Here is a 15,091-nt window from a genome sequence, read left to right as displayed (position 1 = left end):
AAAGCAGAAAAACCACTATTAAGGTAGATTAAAAACTGAAACTTTAGGGGTTAACTCAAATCCTTGTTGGCCTTTATCACTAATATATTGAGTGCGTATTTCTTCAATGCCTTTAAAGGTTTCAAATAGGCGTACCTGCAACTGGTGAAACTGCTTTGGCTGACTGCAGTTAAAACTGTATTCTACTTCGAATTCACTGTGGCTTTCTTCTTCATGTTCATCATGATGCTCTTCTTCGTGGTGTTTTTCGGCCTTATCATGATGCTTTTTTTCTTCATGGTGGTCTTTTTCATGATGGTCGTCGTCATGGTCACCATGCGCCTCCATCAATTCTGTTTCTACTTTAGCGCTGGCGAGTTTACACCCGGCTTTTTTAGGGAATCCAAATAAAGCACTGCCATTTTCCAGCTGCTTAATCGCTTGTTTGACCTGTGCTTCTTGTTCTTCTGTTTTAGGGTGGTGCTCAAACCCTACAATATTCATCGCAGGGGAAATAAACTGCATGGTGACGGTGCTGCCTTCTTGAGCAATATTTAATTGGGCATGGCCATGCTCATGAGCATCATGCTGCTGATGGCCTTCTTTAGCGTAGGTGGTATTAAATAGGGTAGAGGCAAGTACAGCGGTAACCAGGTATTTTGACTTCATGTTAGCTCCTAAACTTTTTTGATACAGCACTAACTAGTGCTAAAGCGACTGTTTATAGTCCATGGCATCAGTAACGTAAAAACTGTAATGTTATATTATTACATATTGATTGAGTCAAGGGGCGAGCGCCTAAAATTTGTGTTTGGGGAGAAGTGTAGACTAGAAGAGAAAAAGCTTTTTTTCTAGAAATAACTGGAAAGCTAATGGGTATGGGATAACAGGCGTATTATCAGACAGTAGACAGTTAGGTGAGGGGGCTAGATAAACAATACTGAACTCGCAACTAGTCCGTCCATTCCTGGATGCTCGAGTCGGCGTCCCTGCCTCATAAGGTTCAGCATTGTTTATCTAGCCCTATATGGTTACGCAGGTTTTTTTCTAACTTTTATTAGAAACAATTAGCAGGTAGGTAAGTTGCCCTACACTTGTTTTACTTATGACTTAGTCCCATTAAGCCGATAGTAACAACGAACATACATCATTGCTGTAATAAACAAACTTATACAAAGCGTGAGTTTGATCCAACCATATAGCTCACTTGGCGACTCATAGGTGTTTAGCACTGCAGAGGTAAAATACAACAAAATAATAAAACACAACCAGGCAAAACTTCTTGGATTACCTTTTAATACTCCCGGAATAATGATAGCAATCGGCACAATTTGCACCAGCCAGATAATATAAGGTCGGTCCACGCTGGGGGGATTTATCACAAAAATCCAGAGCGTTAAGGTGGCTAATAACAACGTAAGCAAAAGTACGTTAATTTGATAAAGTCGGCTAACAGTAGGGTGGTTAAATTCAGGCATATAAAATACTAGCTAAATAAAAGCAGCTTAAACAGGCTGCTATTGTGGTGAAGATTATTTTTGTAGGGGAGACAGCTGTAAAGCCAGCTCTGCAACACGCTTTCCTGTTGCCAGGCATAACTGCGATTCACTGTCTGATATTTCCCAGTCATTATCAGGGCCAGCCGTATGGCTCACGCCATAGGGCGTACCACCTGTTGTAGTCGCTAATAATGCAGGTTCGCTGTAAGGAATACCACAATACACCATGCCATGGTGTAATAAAGGCAATAACATGCTTAATAGAGTAGTTTCTTGCCCGCCATGAAGGCTGGCTGTTGAAGTAAATGCTGTAGCAGGCTTATTAATTAATGCGCCTGATAGCCATAAAGCACTGGTGCCATCTAAAAAATATTTAAGTGGGGCGGCCATATTACCAAACCGGGTTGGACTACCGATGGCTAAGCCGGTGCAATAACGTAAATCATCTTCAGTACAATAAATAGCGCCTTGATCAGGAATGCTATCAGCGGTTGCTTCGCATACGGTAGAAACTGCTGGCACTGTCCGCAGCTGTGCTTCGATTCCTGACACTTGTTCTACACCGCGAGCAATTAACTGAGCCAGCTGTTGAGTCGCACCATGCCGACTGTAATAAAGTACTAAAATATAAGGACTGGCCATTGTTAAAGAATCTCATCAACATTTTCAGGTGGGCGACCTAATACTGCTTTACCATTAGCAATCACAATGGGGCGCTGAATTAGCTTTGGGTGTTGGGTCATAGCAGTAATCAGTTGCGCTTCGGTTGCTGAATCGAGGTCTAAGGCTAACGCCTTGTATTCAGCCTCACCTGTGCGGATAAGTGCTTTAGCAGGCATACCCAACAGTTTAAGGATGTTCTTAAGCTCCGCTTCAGAAGGCGGTGTTTCCAGGTAACGGATGATTTCAGGCGCAATATTTTTTTCCTCAATTAGCTGCAAAGTTTGTCTGGACTTTGAGCAGCGAGGGTTATGATAAATAGTGACGTCGTTCATATGGATTGTTACCTTATTGGATAAGTAGTTGGTGGATGATTATACCAAAAGGGGGAAAACAATGAATTGGTGGCTGACGGTTAAGCGCTTATTAGTGCATATTGGTCAACGCTTTGCTGCTGATGGCTGTTTGAATAGTGCTGCTGCACTCACTTATACCACGTTATTTGCTGTTGTCCCCTTAATGACGGTGACTTACAGTATGTTTGCTGCCATTCCATCTTTTCAGGATGTGGGTGGGCAAATTCAATCATTTATTTTTAGTAATTTTTTGCCCAATACAGGTAATAAAGTACAACAGTACTTAACCCAGTTTTCTGAACAAGCAAGAAGCCTAACTGCAGTGGGGGTGATCTTCTTAATTATCACTGCCTTTATGATGCTTAGAACCATTGAAGGGGCGTTAAACTCAATCTGGCATGTTAAACAAAGCCGACGAGGCTTGGCGAGCTTTTTATTGTATTGGGCCATTTTAAGTTTAGGGCCGTTATTGTTAGGCGCAGGCTTTCTCCTTAGTTCTTATTTAACGTCATTAAAACTGTTTAGTGATGCCACCTCTTTGTTAGGGGGGGAGCGAATCATTTTCAGAGTGGCGCCTTTGCTGTTAAGTACAGCGGCATTTTGCTTAATTTATATGGCAGTGCCTAATCGCCCGGTCAGATTTAAACATGCTTTAATTGGCAGTGCTATTGTTGCTTTACTGTTTGAAATCGCTAAACAAGGATTTGCCTACTTTGTTACGTTAACACCGACTTATCAGCTTATTTATGGTGCTTTTGCTGCTGTACCCATTTTTCTATTATGGATTTATTTATCCTGGGTTATTGTATTATTAGGTGCGGAGCTGATTCGTGCCTTGGGGGTATTGGAAGAAGTTACCCGTCAACAACCTATACCTAGAACTGTTGGGATGTTAATGGTGTTAGCCACATTCTGGCAGCAGTTTCAGCATGGCAGGCCAACAGAGTTAAAGGATGTCCGATCAATGGGGTGGGGTATGGCCCTGGAAGACTGGGAGCAATACACTAATTACCTACTGATCGAGGGAATTGTGACTAAAAATGAAAGTAACGAGCTGATACTCGCCCGTGATTTGGCTGAAATACCGCTTTGCTCATTTATCCAAGGATTACCATGGTCGCTGCCTAGTAGTGACGAGTTGGCTTTACTTAAACCTGGTCAACTGCCTCCCTGGGCCAAGCAGCTGGTTGAAAAACTGAATAATACTAACCAGGCAGCGGCTAAACAGCTATCTGGTAGTGTCGTCTCGTTAATTGCTCAGCAAGGCGACAATGAGCTTGTTAAGCTGCATAAGCCTTAAAAGAGTATTGCTCTACAAGAGGGGTATGATTTAGCAAGTGGTTGGTTTGAATTTCATAGCCTTTTTGTTTCTGTGGCACCATAAGCTGAAGCTCTTTGCCCAGGGCTAAGGTGCCGGCTGAAGCAAGTAATGAGTGCTGTTGTTTGCCATCATTCTCTTGGCTAGTCAACATTAAGCCGGCTAACGTTTGCTTTTTAGACAGCTTTTGGATGGGGTGTAAGGTTACGGGGCGTACGTGCCCTTTTAAATATTGAATACCAACTAAGCTGTTACCGGTTCGGGGTAATTGTTGTTGCCAACGAACAAACCCTAATAGCCAGCGTGGGTGAGACTGTCTATCACTGCGCATAGCAATGATTTGGCCATTATAAAACTCGTTCATCAGTGCTTGATTTATTTTTAAGCAATAGCCTCCTGGGCTCTCATTCACCATTTTTCCAGTAGCGCGATGTTGGCCATTGGCCTGAATGGGTAGGTTATCACTGGGGATTAATAGCTCGTGAATAGTGTCTACACCCCAGGCCACCGCAGTAAATGAGTCGCAAGGTAGCCGCAGCCCTTGGCGGTGTTTTAAATGTTGCCACTGACGCTCGATGATCATTAATAATTCAATAGCCCGCTTATTATTGTTGCTATTGGGAATGCCAATTTCAGCAGGTCGGTGGCCCCCTCGCAAGGTATTAATATGCTGTTCAATGAGAGCAATAAGCCGATCGGGTGTGAGATAGCGAAAGCTATGTTGATCAGGTTGTGGGGGGGCAAAAATTTGGTGGGGGCAGCGTTGGCTGTCTAAATCTAATAAAAAATACTCAGAGTGATTCAGGTACTGAGGCTCATTCAGTAACTTCACATGTTTAACCCAGTGACCCAAATAACTATACACTTGCCAGCTTTCGCCAGGGCTTAGTTGATAGGGGTTAGCAAGCTCTACTAACAATATTTGTTTAAAGTAGTCTTCTATGGTGTTGGCAGCAGGTAAAGAAAAAGCTCTGCCAATGGTTACTCGATGCACTTGGTAGCGCTCTGCGAAACTATAGAGCTGGTTTATTTCATACCAAAGATCGTTATTTGGTAGCGTGTAATTATCATAACACTGCATAATGCTGTGGCCTAGATAATACATCGCCATATAAATAATTTCTGCTATGGGCTTATGGGTAAGGTCATTTCGGGCAATGGCTTCCAATAAAATGGTTTTGTAACCGTAAGCCATTTCTTGCTTTAGTTCAGCCAGTTTGTCTTTTTCTTTATTAGTACTATGAAGCAGCGCTTGAGGATTGCGTAAATGATAATGCTCATCAAGGTTGCGAAAAGCATAGTCAAAGCATTGCATAATGCCTAAACGCTTATTGTCATTAATTTGGGTGCGATTAATGAGTGCTAATAGTGCACAGGTTTGTCGCAGGGTATACGGCATATCCTGGATAGGTAAGTCTTTTAATTCTTGCTTGATTGCCTGCGGTGTGCAATTGATAACAATGTTTCTGGTAATTTGTTGCTTTGGAACTGATAACATGACTACTGCCTGATACATTAGCAACCAACTTATACAATAACTGCTGTTAGCCTGTTGTTATACCTAGATTCGAATGGATGTTAGAGGTTGTTATCGTCGCTAAACATCATTCGCTTTGGTTATACTTCTGAGGGCAAAAAACTGTGTTAATGAAAGTGCCCATAAAAAAGTAATTAATAATCGAAGGAACCCCTCTATGTTTAGGATAGTGACTGTTTGCCTGCTTTGCTTAAGTTTATTTGGCTGTAGTAATGGGGTTTTTTATGATCACAATAATAACACAGTTGACTTAGAGTCGTATAAAGGGCAGTGGCTACTTATCAATTATTGGGCTGCCTGGTGTTCCCCTTGTCGTAAAGAAGTGCCTGAACTCAACCAGCTTGACCAACAAAATAATAATATCAAAGTACTTGGAGTGAACTTTGATTTGCCTGATCAGGTAGCGCTAAATAAACAAATGCAAGATTTGGCCATAACATTTTCGGTGTTGCAGCAAGACCCTAGAGAATATTACCAATTTAGTAGGCCCAATGTGTTGCCTTTTACTGTATTAATCAGTCCAACTGGTAAGCTGGTGAAAACATTGTTAGGACCGCAAACGGCAGAGTCAATCCACCAAGTGATAAGCTTATATAAATAAGGGCACCTTTTATAGCTATCCTCAAGATAAGGTAACAAACATGAGTAAGGTATATAAAAAAGCCTGGGTATCTGGAAAGGTACAAGGCGTCTGGTTTCGTGCTTCAACTAAACAGCAGGCTGATCGACTAGGTATTTGTGGCTATGCAAAAAACCTTGACGATGGTCGGGTTGAAGTGTTGATGTGTGGTAGTGAGGCATCAGTGACTAAACTGCTTGAGTGGTTGGAAGAAGGGCCGCCGATGGCTGTGGTTAATGAACTTAAGGTAACTGATACTGAAAGTGAAGCTAGCGATGGTTTTATGACTTGTTAGTGTGTCATGCACAAAATAAGTGAGCAACTAAAAGGACGCTAACGAGCCTGCCAAAAACGATTCCAGGCAGTAAATACGCGGCTGGGGTACCACGTTTTTCCTAAGCTGCCATTATATCTAGCCAGTGCTCGGGTGAGGTTGCCTTTTTCTTTTTTCAAGTAGTAGCTAAGAATTGTGCAGCCATAGCGAATATTAGTGGCAATATCAGTTAAGTTATCATTAGGTCTGCCAATTTCTTTTTTCCAAAAGGGCATTACTTGCATGAGTCCTTGAGCACCGACACGAGAAATGGCAAAACGATTAAATAAACTTTCCACATGAATGACAGACAGCACTAGCTCTGGTTGTAAGTCAGCTCGGGATGCCTCTTTGTGGACAAGCCGAAGAATCTCCAAGCGCTTTTTAGGGTCTTTGATATAGCGCTTTAGTCGGCCAGACATATCCACTAACCACACTTCTGCATCAAAGCGATCATGAAAGCTATCTGCTTTAGCAATAGTACTTTTTAAATAGGCCCGCATTTCCGCATCTGGCAGTTGTTGTGCACTTGCTACAACATTCGTGCTATTAATGAAGCCAAGCAAACAGAGTAGTAGTTTAATTGCTTTCCACTGCGAGAAGTGGAAAGCATTGTAGGATAGCTGACCAAAGCGAAACATAGCTGATAATTAGATGATGTCTCAGGTTTTAGTTGTTATTTGATAGAAACGCTTATTTTATAGAAACCTTGCCTGATAAAAACGTCATTAACTCATCCAGTGGCACTTCAATCTTTTCATCGCAGGCTCGGTGCTTGTATTCGATAATGCCTTTTTCTAAGCCACGATCACCTATTACAAGGCGATGGGGGATACCCACAAGTTCCATATCAGCAAACTTAACACCAGGGCTGGTTTTTCGATCTCGGTCGTCCAATAATACATCGTACCCAGCCTGCTGTAGCTGTTGATATAACTGCTCAGCGGTATTTTTGACCGCTTCAGAGCGATCCATATTTAGTGGAATTAAACCCAGTTGAAAAGGTGCGATAGCATCTGGCCAGATAATACCGTTTTCATCATGATTTTGCTCAATAGCCGCTGCAACAACACGAGATACACCAATACCATAGCAGCCCATCTTCATCGCAACTGCTTTACCGTTTTCATTTAAAACAGTAGCACCCATGGATTCACTGTATTTGTCGCCTAACTGGAATATATGACCAACTTCAATTCCGCGCTTAATAATTAAATGGCCTTTGCCACAAGGGCTTGGGTCACCTTCAATAACATTACGCAAGTCGGCAGTTTGGGTATACTGGCAGTCTCTTTTCCAGTTAGCTCCTGTTAAGTGAAATCCATTTTCATTAGCACCACAAATAAAGTCAGCTAAGTGAGCCGCACTATAATCAACAATTACAGGAATAGTTAAACCAATAGGACCAAGTGAGCCTGGTTCACAACCAACTACTTGCTTTATTTGCTCATCAGTTGCAAAAGTAAGAGGGCTGGCAACGTCAGGTAAGTGAGACGCTTTAATTTCATTAAGCTCATGATCACCTCGAATAACGAGGGCAACGAGTTTTAATGGCTCTTTTTCTTCTGTCTGACCAACTACGATTAAGGTTTTTAAGGTTTGGCTGGCTTCAACCGATAAAAATTGGCAAAGCTGGTCAATAGTGTGTACCTCAGGAGTAGCAACTTTTTCCAGGCTTTGATTGGCTGCAGGGTGGTCACCCGTGGGTGGTAAGGTTTCTGCTTTTTCTATATTGGCGGCATATTCACTACTATCGCTAAATGCAATGGCATCTTCTCCTGACTTTGCCAAAACATGAAACTCATGAGATGCACTACCACCAATACTGCCTGTGTCGGCTAATACCGCGCGATAATCTAAACCCAAGCGGTCAAAAATACGACTATAAGTGTCGTGCATTACTTGGTAGGTTGCCTGTAATGATTCGCTACTAATATGAAATGAATAGGCATCCTTCATTAAAAACTCACGGGCACGCATGACACCGAACCGAGGCCGAATTTCATCGCGAAACTTGGTTTGAATTTGATAAAAATTCATGGGTAGCTGTTTGTAGCTGTTTAATTCATTTCGGGCAATGTCAGTGATAACTTCTTCATGAGTTGGGCCAACACAGAAGTCGCGTTGGTGACGATCTTGAATTCTTAACAGCTCGGGGCCAAACTGATCCCAGCGAGCAGTTTCTTGCCATAATTCAGCTGGCTGGACAGCAGGCATCAGCACTTCTTGAGCACCTGAACGATCCATTTCTTCGCGGACAATACGCTCTACTTTGCGTAAGGTTCTTAACCCTAACGGTAGCCAGGTATATAAGCCTGAGGCTAACTTACGAATCATACCGGCGCGCAGCATTAGCTGATGACTAATAACTACTGCATCTGTTGGGTTTTCTTTTAGTGTTGGAGCTAAGTATTGGCTTAATCGCATAATTGTAGGCTAACCAGTACCTGATTGAAAAAAGATTGCCATTCTACGCTGTGAGCGTAGGGTTTGTCACCCTAAAAGCCTTTAACTGTTGCGTATACCCAAATGTAGTATAAATTGTCAGAATCTGAGATAGTTTGATCAGAACCAGTGCTATGCTTTGATTGTCTCCAACTACAGCACCAGAATACCCTGTTACTCTCAGTGTTTTAGCGCCTAAAGCAAATGAAGTAAACAAACCAGTGAATAAATTTTTGGAGGTTTATGGATACTTTTCAACTAGATGCTCAATTAGCTGCTGACACCTGTTTAATCGGTGATTTTAAACTTTCACAGCTATTGCTCATGAATGATGCTAATTACCCCTGGTTTATTTTAGTGCCGCGAGTACCTGAAGTTCAGGAGCTATTTCAGTTGTCGGAAGCAGATCAGCAGCAATTGATGTGGGAAATCAATTATGTGGCAGAAAAACTTAAAGACTTATTTTCGGCAACTAAAATGAATGTAGCTGCTTTAGGTAATCAAGTAAGACAACTACATGTTCATGTGATTGCCCGAAGTGAAGGTGATGCTGCTTGGCCACAGCCTGTGTGGGGAAAAGTAGCAACGAAGCCTTATGATGATGCGACGATTGTACAGATAAAAGACAAGCTACGTACGTTATTTACTACCTATTTGCAGTATGCTGATGACTGAGCAAATCTTACAAGATAAATTAATTGATTTGGAAACTAAGCTGGCTTTTCAAGATGATACGATTGATCAGTTGAACCAAGTGGTAACCAAGCAACAACAACAAATAGATCGGTTAACTGATCAAGTGAGCTTATTGAAGCAAGCTATTGCGGCGATTATGAATGACCCTGGTAGTAGTATCAGTGGTCAGGAAAAGCCCCCTCATTATTGAGGGGGAGTATTTATCCTTCTGTTCTGGCGGGTATTACATCTTCAGCTTGTAATCCTTTGTCTCGAGTTGTCACTAAAAATTCAACCCGCTGGCCTTCCACTAAAGCACGGTGGCCTTCACCTCGGATAGCTTTAAAGTGCACAAAAACATCGTCGCCATTATCTTGTGAAATAAAGCCAAAGCCTTTAGACACATTAAACCACTTAACTGAACCAGCTTTTCGGTTGGATGCATCAAGTACTGGAAAGCTGGACTTTAATAAATGTATGCGCGGCAAAAAGTGGAAAAGCATTGCTAAAATAGCTAACCACCACGCCCACAGTTGGCTGCTTAGCTGGTTGGCTGTTGAATGTTGCCACCAATACAACAGTACTGTGAGGTTGGCAATTATAAAACAGCTACAGCCTATTAGCTGAAGTTGCTCCATTCTTCGATTGGCTGGGACTGTTAAGTGCAAGCCAAGAATCAGGCTAATTAAACCGATGGCTAGCAGGCTGATAACCCCTGGTAAGCTATACAAATCTGCTGTGCTATAGTTAGCGTATACCTCGCTAAATCGACTTTGATAGACTGCTGGGCTAGTTAAAAATGCCACCAAGCTAATTAAGCCCGTCCACAGGTGGACACATTTTGTGTATTTCGATAGTTTCATCGTTTGTTATTTTAGTTTGTTGATAGGATGATTTTGGCCCTTCTTATATTGCTGCAAACGTAGGACCGCCAAAAAGATGACTAGTACGATTCAGCCTGTTGTTTTAGGCTGAGCTGCTACCTTGCTAACCTGTTTTAATAGGAGAAACAGCGAAGGCTTGGGTTATCACTGATAACAATTACAACACTGCTTATCTGAAAATTATAATTAAGATAAAGCATGAGCTTTATTTTAGCTCATAACAAACTGTTATTGTATGGTTATTGTAATATATCCTTTTAACTCAGCACTTTCATTGGCATAGGCTAGTCACGATTCATTTTTAGGTGTTAACAAAATAGCAAATATACTCATACCAATAATGGCTAGAGGAAGCTAACCCAGCGAGGTTAAAGGCCTTTGAAAGTGCTGCATAATGTACCTGTGTCTGCTTAGTCAGAATGCCTTTAAAACTAGGCAATCAGGTAAACAATTTGGGCTCGTGAGTGTCGTAAGAAAATACGGCTCTGGCAGGGTATGCTGTGACAGACAGCTAAAAACAAAAAAAAATAGAGAAAGTGCGTGCGTACCCCTAATACTTATATTATAGTGCCTTGCGAGAGTTGCTTGTTTATCCTACTTTTATTGTAGGCTTATTCGTGCAGCTATAAATGATACGTATAACGTCTAGCGTAAAACTGGTTGCCGTATATTTTGCAAAGCATTTACTCTTGAGTTGTGGCGTGCAAAATGGCTGGAAGGGGCTTTATCAAGAAGCGCCTTTATCCTAAAGGTTTGCACATCTTTAGGATAAATCACTATATGCTACTTAAACTGATGCATGTTTTTACTGGAGTATATTAGCAATGACAGGAAAAAAATTGACCGCTATTAAAGAAAAGTACACTAAAACCCAAATCCTAACGGAGTTGGCTGAGAACACTGGATTAACTAAAAAAGACGTATCAGCTGTATTGGACGAGCTGTCTGATCTGATTGAAAGACATATTAAAAAGCGTGGCTGTGGCGAGTTCACTCTGCCTGGCTTACTGAAGGTGTCGACTAAGAAAAAACCTGCAGTTAAGGCTCGTAAAGGGGTTAACCCATTTACTGGTGAAGAAATGATGTTTAAAGCTAAGCCTGCTACTGTTCAGGTTAAAGTACGTCCTTTGAAAAAGCTCAAGGACTTTGCTTTAAGCTAATTGAGCCATGTCACTGTTTTACTACTGGTAAAAACAGTTTTTAGCAAGAGTAGCTGTGTAACTACTCTTGCTGTTTTGTAGTTCAACTCTAGACTCTAAAGAAATCGAACAAATTAAAGTAAATCAAATATATGATTGATAATGAGTCGAATTTCATCTCGATCGCTGTCATCATAGTTAGTACGTAATGAGGCTAGCCTAAGCCTAACGCTCATGTCTTTTAAAGAGCCTTCTTGAAAGGTGTATTTTGCTTCTATATCTCGCTCCCATTCTTCTCCTCGGCTTGAGACTCCGCTAATACCAAGTGCTGCACCAGATAACTTGGAGTCTAAATCAATATTGTCACCTTTCACGTAACGAATCATAAAGTGTAAGCCAGGTATTCCTACATCGCTAAAATCATAGTCAAAACGTAGCTGCCAGCTTCTTTCATCTTCATAATTAAAGTCATAAAGCTGTAAAGAATTTGCTAGAAATATTGAGTCAGAGTCTAAAACATAGTCATAAATGTAGTCGCCAGTGATGGTTTGATAAGCGGTTTTAATGCTGGCGCCTCCTTTGCTCAGCTGTAAACTGATACTGCTGGCTTTGTTATCTCTGTCTGTATAATTGGTATCAGTAGGCTCGCCATCATTAATTGTACGGTAATGCACTAAGTCCAGGTTAAGATTGATAGTATCGGTTAATGTAAAGCTGTGGTTGTAATTGAAGTAAAACTGTTTCCAAATATCTTCATACAAGGAAGAATGAAAGCTTAAACTTGGCCCATTATCAAAATTATAATCGAAGCCTAAGTAATAAAATTCGTCAGCTCTACCTTCAAATCCGTACTCGGTATTAGGGAGGCTTTCAAAGTTTGAGCTGGCTTTCAATTTGGTTTGGGTAAATCGCCCGCCACTGATAGTAAGGTTATTGATATCAGTTGATTTGATATTTAGCCCTTTAAATGCTTGGGGTTGGGCTCTGGAGTCTCCATAATAGAAAAGGGGAGAGGTAGTCAACTGACGCCCCCATTTTATTTCTGTTTGTGCATATTTGGCTTTTAATAGTGCAACCCCCAGCGCTGAGTAACTTTCTGCATCACCATCATCTGTTACTACCAATAAGCCAGTGTTGGTTGTCCCCCTTCCACTATCCAGCTTAAGGGTGCTGTAGATAGAGGCATCTATTCCAATAAGGTCTGCCCAATAACCCGACTCATAATTCACCATGGCCGTTTGTGTCCACTCTTCTCGATAGCTCTGTCCTCCCTGGTTGTGTCTGAAGTCGCGGTTAAAGTAGTAGTTGCGTAAGTGCAGGTTTGCTGCTGAGTCATCGATAAAAGGTGTTGCAATTGAAGTAGTGCTGGCAAATAGAGGGCTAAAAAATACCGCTGCCCATAATTGCTTATTCATCCCCGTATCCTTTATTATTTATTAATATTTTCTAAATAACCCTCTTAAATCTAGCAGTTAGTTACTGGATGTGTAGTAAATGAGGATGTTACAAAGGGAGGATGAATAACCTGCTACCCAATATCAGCTAGCTTCGGTGTTAGTCTCATATAGAAAGGGTATGGGGGCTATTAAAAATAAATAAAGAAGAGGTTTTTTCTTTTAACATGCTGGATAAAAAAACGCCACAGTTGTGGCGTTTTTTAGATAGTCTAGATGTCGCTCAAATTAGAATAAAGCGATATCGTAGATTAGTTTCAGGCGATGAGAATCAGTATCTCCACCTGGACCATTATAATCCCAGTGCTGATATTGGACTGATAGGTCTTTTAATGCACCGCTCTGGAATCTATAAGTAATGTCTTGGGAGAACTCTCTTGCGGTATCATCTGAGTCATTTCTCCGGTGGATATTATCACTGTTAGCATAAGTTAAACCAGCAGTTAGCCCTGGGATGCCTGCATCGGCAAAGTCATACCCTGCTGTTATAACCCAAGCTTCTTCGCCTTCACGCAAGAAGTCTTCCCATAATGATAATGATGAGTTGGTTGTTCCATGGTCTTGATCGAAATAGCCTGATACCCAATCTCCATCTTTAGTTCTGTTATAACCAACTCCAATTGAGGCTGCACCTACGTTCAATGTGGCATTTGCGTTATAGTAACGACTTTCATAGTCGTCATTTTTATATGCATTTGCTCCTTTAAATTTGTCAAACTTGTTGCCATTTTCTTCCGCTTTACCATAACGAGCATCTAAGTCGACACTCATATCGTTACCTAGATCTATAGTGTAATAGACTTTAGCAAATCTCTTCTTGATATAGTCGTCTGACTTTCCATGCTCAACAACAAAGCCTAAGCCATTATCAAACTCATAACCAGCACCGATGATATCGACTTGATCGATTTCTTCTCCGGAGCGATTTTTTAAGTCTTCAGAGAAAAAGCTCTGGTTACGTTGTCTTGTTTCTGTGAAGCGAGCTCCATAAAGCTTGAATCCACTAGCATGTCCCTCAACGTAAGCACCAAATACTGAGCTGGGTAAAACGCGGGAGCCTGACGTGCCAAACGTTTCAGTGCCTTGTTGCATTAAACCATACTTACCGTTAACGCCAAGATTTTCATCACCAAATTTAGCTTTTATATAAGCTTGGGTGGTGCCAGCAATGTCGTTAACATCTGAGCTGCTGCTTTTATCGCTTGGCAGGTTAGTGGAAGAAAAGCCCTTTTCATTTGAAGGGTTGTCTAGCTTGAACGCGGCGCCTGCTGAATAGTCAAACCCAATAGTGTCAAACAAATAGCCAGACTGAAAGTCAAAGCGAAAGCCTTGTACCCATTCACGGCGGTCAAATTCAGCGCCATTTTTTCCTGATTCATTAAAGTAATAGTTGCGAATGCTTAGCTTACCCGTGCTGTCTTCAATAAAACCTTCAGCTTGGGCTGTGCTGATTGAGGCGGCAGATGCAGCAACAACTGCAGCAGCCAGTGTGGAAAATTTAAACGTTTTCATTATGTGACCTACTCCTAACTACTCCTAAGGTGTTGTGTGTAATGAGCGATATAAAAGACATATCAATCTCCTTACTCACGACTGTCTTACAGGTTGCTGTTTGCGGCTGAACAGAACGTATTTGGGTTGTTAAAATTCTGCTCAACCGAATGCGTTTCACCATCCTGTTAGAAGCTGTTGCAAAACTACTACGCTTGCAAATACTGCGTTTAAAACTGGCTCAAAGTACTCATTTATAAGCTATAAACTCTGTCTTTTCGCCAATTGTTGCCTTGTTTTTGCTTCGCTCATAACCTTTTGCTACATCTTCAAGTAGACATCAAAAGTTAATTAATAATTTGCCCACCATGGGGAACAAAAAACTACTTTAGAATTTGATGCCTTTATTTGACAGATCCTACTGTTTGTTCTGAGAAAGAACTAACGCATTATGCCGTTTTTAATAAAAAATCAAAAGTATTGCAATATTAAATGTTGATGCCTTTACAAAAACGTAAAAGAAATAGTCATGTGATTTATACTAAAGAATTATGTAAGTTTGGTGAACTAAAAGCAATTAAATGACTACATGACATTGTTTAAAAGTCAAAGCGGTTGGCATATAAAGCTGTATTCTTTATATGCCTTATATTAAATTTGTTTACTGATATAAGGCACTGCTAAAGTAGTATTTGTTTAATAAAATAGCTTTGATTGAAAAT

General features: G+C 41.1%; 16 protein-coding genes. 6 read left to right on the top strand and 10 right to left on the bottom strand.

Annotated elements, in window-relative coordinates:
• Positions 1-18 precede the first annotated feature (18 nt).
• From zrgA to arsC, 4 genes are all read right to left on the bottom strand, one after another.
• Positions 19-648: a zinc uptake protein ZrgA gene (zrgA, locus tag ORQ98_RS10370; RefSeq protein WP_274688727.1), complete on the bottom strand. Its 630-nt coding sequence runs from the start codon at positions 646-648 to the stop codon at positions 19-21.
• Positions 649-1,082: 434 nt separating this feature from the next.
• Positions 1,083-1,457: a DUF2069 domain-containing protein gene (locus tag ORQ98_RS10365; protein ID WP_274688726.1), complete on the bottom strand. Its 375-nt coding sequence runs from the start codon at positions 1,455-1,457 to the stop codon at positions 1,083-1,085.
• 54 nt (positions 1,458-1,511) lie between these two features.
• Positions 1,512-2,120, bottom strand: coding sequence for an NAD(P)H:quinone oxidoreductase (gene wrbA, locus ORQ98_RS10360; protein WP_274688725.1), 609 nt, complete (start codon positions 2,118-2,120; stop codon positions 1,512-1,514).
• Between the two features lie 2 nt (positions 2,121-2,122).
• Positions 2,123-2,473, bottom strand: a complete 351-nt coding sequence (gene arsC, locus ORQ98_RS10355; RefSeq protein ID WP_274688724.1) for an arsenate reductase (glutaredoxin) — start codon at positions 2,471-2,473, stop codon at positions 2,123-2,125.
• A 61-nt stretch (positions 2,474-2,534) separates the two neighbouring features.
• Between arsC and ORQ98_RS10350 the strand changes: the two genes are divergently transcribed.
• Positions 2,535-3,794: a virulence factor BrkB family protein gene (locus tag ORQ98_RS10350; protein ID WP_274688723.1), complete on the top strand. Its 1,260-nt coding sequence runs from the start codon at positions 2,535-2,537 to the stop codon at positions 3,792-3,794.
• On the opposite strand, the gene ORQ98_RS10345 is transcribed toward ORQ98_RS10350, so the two are convergent.
• Positions 3,775-5,310, bottom strand: coding sequence for a hypothetical protein (locus tag ORQ98_RS10345; protein WP_274688722.1), 1,536 nt, complete (start codon positions 5,308-5,310; stop codon positions 3,775-3,777). The genes ORQ98_RS10350 and ORQ98_RS10345 overlap by 20 nt on opposite strands.
• A gap of 196 nt (positions 5,311-5,506) precedes the next feature.
• Here ORQ98_RS10345 and ORQ98_RS10340 point away from each other — a divergent pair, with 196 nt between their 5' ends.
• Positions 5,507-5,950 (top strand): TlpA family protein disulfide reductase, encoded by a 444-nt coding sequence (locus ORQ98_RS10340; RefSeq protein WP_274688721.1) that lies wholly within the window; start codon positions 5,507-5,509, stop codon positions 5,948-5,950.
• Between the two features lie 40 nt (positions 5,951-5,990).
• A complete protein-coding gene (locus ORQ98_RS10335) occupies positions 5,991-6,263 on the top strand; it encodes an acylphosphatase (protein ID WP_274688720.1) in 273 nt (90 codons plus the stop codon).
• 38 nt (positions 6,264-6,301) lie between these two features.
• Here ORQ98_RS10335 and ORQ98_RS10330 read toward each other — a convergent pair whose 3' ends face one another.
• Entirely contained in the window at positions 6,302-6,922 is a 621-nt protein-coding gene (locus tag ORQ98_RS10330; protein ID WP_274688719.1) for a lytic transglycosylase domain-containing protein, read from the bottom strand.
• 52 nt (positions 6,923-6,974) lie between these two features.
• Complete coding sequence (locus tag ORQ98_RS10325; RefSeq protein WP_274688718.1) at positions 6,975-8,708, bottom strand: proline--tRNA ligase; 1,734 nt, start codon at positions 8,706-8,708, stop codon at positions 6,975-6,977.
• A 261-nt stretch (positions 8,709-8,969) separates the two neighbouring features.
• On the opposite strand from ORQ98_RS10325, the gene ORQ98_RS10320 reads away from it, so the two are divergent.
• Positions 8,970-9,401, top strand: a complete 432-nt coding sequence (locus ORQ98_RS10320) for an HIT domain-containing protein (protein ID WP_274688717.1) — start codon at positions 8,970-8,972, stop codon at positions 9,399-9,401.
• Complete coding sequence (locus ORQ98_RS10315) at positions 9,394-9,612, top strand: SlyX family protein (protein WP_274688716.1); 219 nt, start codon at positions 9,394-9,396, stop codon at positions 9,610-9,612. Before ORQ98_RS10320 ends, ORQ98_RS10315 begins: the two co-directional genes overlap by 8 nt.
• A gap of 10 nt (positions 9,613-9,622) precedes the next feature.
• On the opposite strand, the gene ORQ98_RS10310 is transcribed toward ORQ98_RS10315, so the two are convergent.
• Positions 9,623-10,264: a cold-shock protein gene (locus ORQ98_RS10310; RefSeq protein WP_274688715.1), complete on the bottom strand. Its 642-nt coding sequence runs from the start codon at positions 10,262-10,264 to the stop codon at positions 9,623-9,625.
• A gap of 845 nt (positions 10,265-11,109) precedes the next feature.
• On the opposite strand from ORQ98_RS10310, the gene ORQ98_RS10305 reads away from it, so the two are divergent.
• Positions 11,110-11,445 (top strand): HU family DNA-binding protein, encoded by a 336-nt coding sequence (locus ORQ98_RS10305; RefSeq protein WP_274688714.1) that lies wholly within the window; start codon positions 11,110-11,112, stop codon positions 11,443-11,445.
• Between the two features lie 113 nt (positions 11,446-11,558).
• Here ORQ98_RS10305 and ORQ98_RS10300 read toward each other — a convergent pair whose 3' ends face one another.
• On the bottom strand, positions 11,559-12,839 hold the full coding sequence (locus ORQ98_RS10300) for an OprD family outer membrane porin (RefSeq protein ID WP_274688713.1): 1,281 nt from the start codon (positions 12,837-12,839) through the stop codon (positions 11,559-11,561).
• Between the two features lie 267 nt (positions 12,840-13,106).
• The gene (locus ORQ98_RS10295; protein WP_274688712.1) at positions 13,107-14,390 is read right to left on the bottom strand and encodes an OprD family outer membrane porin; all 1,284 of its coding nucleotides are present in this window, start codon (positions 14,388-14,390) and stop codon (positions 13,107-13,109) included.
• Between the last annotated feature and the right edge of the window lie 701 nt (positions 14,391-15,091).

Source organism: Spartinivicinus poritis (assembly GCF_028858535.1).
GTDB lineage: Bacteria > Pseudomonadota > Gammaproteobacteria > Pseudomonadales > Zooshikellaceae > Spartinivicinus > Spartinivicinus poritis.
Note: the sequence above shows the minus strand (reverse complement) of the source record. Positions and strands in the feature narration are given on the sequence as shown.

What these genes read in the sequence shown, in the direction of transcription:
- zrgA (WP_274688727.1), bottom strand. Translation starts at nt 648, where the DNA reads ATGAAGTCAAAATACCTGGTTACCGCTGTACTTGCCTCTACCCTATTT.
- ORQ98_RS10365 (WP_274688726.1), bottom strand. Translation starts at nt 1,457, where the DNA reads ATGCCTGAATTTAACCACCCTACTGTTAGCCGACTTTATCAAATTAAC.
- wrbA (WP_274688725.1), bottom strand. Translation starts at nt 2,120, where the DNA reads ATGGCCAGTCCTTATATTTTAGTACTTTATTACAGTCGGCATGGTGCG.
- arsC (WP_274688724.1), bottom strand. Translation starts at nt 2,473, where the DNA reads ATGAACGACGTCACTATTTATCATAACCCTCGCTGCTCAAAGTCCAGA.
- ORQ98_RS10350 (WP_274688723.1), top strand. Translation starts at nt 2,535, where the DNA reads ATGAATTGGTGGCTGACGGTTAAGCGCTTATTAGTGCATATTGGTCAA.
- ORQ98_RS10345 (WP_274688722.1), bottom strand. Translation starts at nt 5,310, where the DNA reads ATGTTATCAGTTCCAAAGCAACAAATTACCAGAAACATTGTTATCAAT.
- ORQ98_RS10340 (WP_274688721.1), top strand. Translation starts at nt 5,507, where the DNA reads ATGTTTAGGATAGTGACTGTTTGCCTGCTTTGCTTAAGTTTATTTGGC.
- ORQ98_RS10335 (WP_274688720.1), top strand. Translation starts at nt 5,991, where the DNA reads ATGAGTAAGGTATATAAAAAAGCCTGGGTATCTGGAAAGGTACAAGGC.
- ORQ98_RS10330 (WP_274688719.1), bottom strand. Translation starts at nt 6,922, where the DNA reads ATGTTTCGCTTTGGTCAGCTATCCTACAATGCTTTCCACTTCTCGCAG.
- ORQ98_RS10325 (WP_274688718.1), bottom strand. Translation starts at nt 8,708, where the DNA reads ATGCGATTAAGCCAATACTTAGCTCCAACACTAAAAGAAAACCCAACA.
- ORQ98_RS10320 (WP_274688717.1), top strand. Translation starts at nt 8,970, where the DNA reads ATGGATACTTTTCAACTAGATGCTCAATTAGCTGCTGACACCTGTTTA.
- ORQ98_RS10315 (WP_274688716.1), top strand. Translation starts at nt 9,394, where the DNA reads ATGACTGAGCAAATCTTACAAGATAAATTAATTGATTTGGAAACTAAG.
- ORQ98_RS10310 (WP_274688715.1), bottom strand. Translation starts at nt 10,264, where the DNA reads ATGAAACTATCGAAATACACAAAATGTGTCCACCTGTGGACGGGCTTA.
- ORQ98_RS10305 (WP_274688714.1), top strand. Translation starts at nt 11,110, where the DNA reads ATGACAGGAAAAAAATTGACCGCTATTAAAGAAAAGTACACTAAAACC.
- ORQ98_RS10300 (WP_274688713.1), bottom strand. Translation starts at nt 12,839, where the DNA reads ATGAATAAGCAATTATGGGCAGCGGTATTTTTTAGCCCTCTATTTGCC.
- ORQ98_RS10295 (WP_274688712.1), bottom strand. Translation starts at nt 14,390, where the DNA reads ATGAAAACGTTTAAATTTTCCACACTGGCTGCTGCAGTTGTTGCTGCA.